The following is a 2,827-nucleotide window of genomic DNA, read 5'->3' on the forward strand; positions in this document are numbered from 1 at the left end:
GAGATGGTCGAGTACCTCGTCGCCGCCGCCGACCTCGACACCAGAAGCGACATGTTCGCGCTCGCTGTCATGTTGTGGGAGTTGCTCACCGGACGCCGACCGTTCGCGGACGAAACGACAGCCGGTGAGTCGGAGACGTCGCTGGCTCGCATGCTCGAACTGCGGCGCAGGCCCGTGGACGCGCAGTTTCTGTCGGAGCTTCCGCCTGATTGCCCCATGGCCCTGCGCCGCGTGCTTCTGAAATGCCTGTCGCCCGACCGCGACGACCGCTACCCGAGCGGTTCGGAATTGGCCCAGCAGTTCGACTTGTGCCTCGAGAAGCGGTCCCGGGACCTGGTCTATCCGCCCCCGAACAGTTGGCGCGCACGACTGTCGCGATGGCCCACCCCCATCCTGTGGTCGTCTTCGCTGGTCGGCATCGGCCTGGCGACGATCTACCTGGCGGTGCATCTGCAGGAACTGCTCAACGAGCGGCTGTCCGATGCCACGTACTCGAAGCTCTACACGAGCACCGTCGTCTTCAACCTCATCGCCTGGCCGCTGGCCGTCCTCATCTATGCCTACATGTCCCGCGACCTGCTCGCGGTTCCCCGCGGCCTGCGTAGGGGCAGACGGTACGGCGAGGCTGTCCTCGCACGGGTGCGGTCGCGAACTCTGTTCTGGGGCGATCTGTGTGCGCTGAACACTTTCGTGTTCGCCGTCTGCGCATCCGTGGCGGGGGTGATGTTTCTTCGCTGGTTCACCGAGCTTCCGTCGCGGCTGCTGGTTCATGCGGCGACGACTGTCCTGGTGGCAGGCACCATCTCCGTTGCCTACACATTCTTTCTGTCGACGTTCTATGTCGTCCGCTGCGTCTATCCCATCTATCTGCGACACGGCCTCACGACGGCGCACGACGCCGACGTTCTCGACGGGCTGCGTCGGAGAACGACGGTCTATCTGGCGGTGACGGCGTCTGTGCCGCTCGTCGGTGTATTGGCCGGATTCAGCACCCTCGAACCCGCGGAGCTGCCACTGGTGCGCGATTCGGTCCTGGGATTGTGCGCGGCCTCCGGGCTCGCGTTCGTCGCCGTGTACTGGTTGTACAGGAAGCTTGATGCAGACGTGCGCGCACTCGAGCGGGTGGTCTGACGCAACCGAGCATCTCTGAAGCGGGCCACTTTCGACGGGTGCGATCCGGTCCGCATGCGCGCAGACTGGAGCCAGGAGGTCATCATGCGTCTGTTAAAGGGCCTGCTCGATGTGGTGCTGGGGATCGTCACGGCCGTAGTCGGCACGGTGCTGGGGATCGTCGCGGCCGTCGTGTGGCTCGTCGGCGGGATACTGTGCGTGACGATCCTCCTGATTCCTCTTGGCCTGCCCGTCATGCTGCTCGCCCGCCGCCTGTTCACCCTCGCCGGAAAGCTGATGCATCTTCCCTGACAGCGTCTCCCTGGCCGGCATGGGCTGGTGGTCGTCGCTGCGCAGGGAGAAGAAGATGAACGGGGCTTCACCGCTGAGCTGCTCGAAGAGTTCGGGGGAGCGATCGCGCACAGCGGTACCGGGGCGCGGCTCCGAGACGCGTTCGACGGTGAATCCTGCCGCGGTGAAGGCGTCGAACATCGCGTGCAACGGCCGGTGCCAGAACCTCATGAGGAAGGTTTCGCCGGACTTCACCCATTCCTCGGTGAACTCGAACGTTTCGAGGTAGTCGCCCTGCCCGGACGGCCTGAAGTCCACGAACGGGTGATGCGTCGAGATGACGACGCGCCCGCCCGGCGCGAGAACCCGTCGAAACTCGGACAACGGTCCCGGCCAGTCGTGGAGGTAGTGCATCACCAGCGACGCAACGACGACGTCGAAGGTCGATGACCGGATGGGCAACTGCTGCTCGAGATCTGCCCGGATCAACGGGACGTCGGGTCCCAGGCGGTTTCGGGCGATCTCGAGCAGGTTCGTGCTGACATCGACGCCGGTGACCGCAGCGCCCGCGGAGACGAGCGCCTGCGACAGCACACCGCTGCCGCAGCCCGCATCCAGCACCCTCCGCCCAGCGACGTCGCCGACCAGCGCCAGCGTTGCGGGTCGCTCGTACAACGCGTTGTACACGTTGTCCTCGATGTCGGCGTCGTACGCCGACGCGTACTTGTCGTAGTCGTTGAATGTGGCCACGATCCGATCATGTCGCATCGGAGCCGTCGCCGGATCCAGGCGCGGCGTAGCCGAACTCGTCACCGGCGGCATGACTGCCGCGTTGGTCGTGTCGGTCGAATTGTTCAGGAGCGGCGGGTGCGCGGTGCGCGGTACTGCTCGTCGGTGACTTCCTCGAGCCAGGTCGTCTCCGGCGCGCCGGATCCGTCGCCTTCCCAGATCGCGAGGTGTTCCATGAACCGGTCTTCGGCGGCGCCGTGCCAGTGCTCCTCACCGGCAGGGCAGGTCACGGTCTCGCCCGGGTGGGCTGCGAAGACGACACCGTCGCGGGTGCCGACCAGCGCGACACCGGAGACGACGTGCAGGGTTTGTCCGAGGACATGGTGATGCCAGAACGTGCGGGCGCCGGGGGAGAAACGGACCATGTTCGTCCGCGCCCGCGAGGGTTCCTTGCCTGCGTAGATGACGTCATACCAGACGTCGCCGGTGAATTGTCGGGCCGGTCCCTTGCCCGTGGCGACGGGGACGCTGAACTCCATGAGGTACTCCTCGGTTGTGGATATCGAAGCCGAGCTCGCGGGAGGCCTCGGCGTGCGCGGTGATCTGCGGGATGCGCCCGGCAGGTTCTCGTTCCAACCAGTTAAGGTGGGCGAGCGCGCTCGCGGGAGTGCCTGCTTTTCCAGGTAACCGCAGAACC

Annotated in this window: 2 protein-coding genes and 2 pseudogenes; 2 read left to right on the top strand and 2 right to left on the bottom strand. The window is 65.7% G+C overall.

Annotated elements, in window-relative coordinates:
- A pseudogene (locus AC1DWT_RS50665) lies at positions 1-1,131 on the top strand (serine/threonine protein kinase); the annotation flags it as partial.
- A gap of 84 nt (positions 1,132-1,215) precedes the next feature.
- Entirely contained in the window at positions 1,216-1,422 is a 207-nt protein-coding gene (locus AC1DWT_RS50670) for a hypothetical protein (protein WP_206015333.1), read from the top strand.
- A gap of 39 nt (positions 1,423-1,461) precedes the next feature.
- Here the strand turns inward: AC1DWT_RS50670 and AC1DWT_RS50675 are convergent.
- A pseudogene (locus AC1DWT_RS50675) lies at positions 1,462-2,151 on the bottom strand (class I SAM-dependent methyltransferase); the annotation flags it as partial.
- 104 nt (positions 2,152-2,255) lie between these two features.
- Complete coding sequence (locus AC1DWT_RS50680) at positions 2,256-2,669, bottom strand: (R)-mandelonitrile lyase (RefSeq protein ID WP_206015334.1); 414 nt, start codon at positions 2,667-2,669, stop codon at positions 2,256-2,258.
- Positions 2,670-2,827: the final 158 nt, after the last annotated feature.

The organism is Rhodococcus sp. P4_B6 (assembly GCF_056402215.1).

Excerpts from the sequence above, each read along its gene's own strand:
- AC1DWT_RS50680 (WP_206015334.1), bottom strand. The coding sequence starts at position 2,669 with ATGGAGTTCAGCGTCCCCGTCGCCACGGGCAAGGGACCGGCCCGACAA.
- AC1DWT_RS50670 (WP_206015333.1), top strand. The coding sequence starts at position 1,216 with ATGCGTCTGTTAAAGGGCCTGCTCGATGTGGTGCTGGGGATCGTCACG.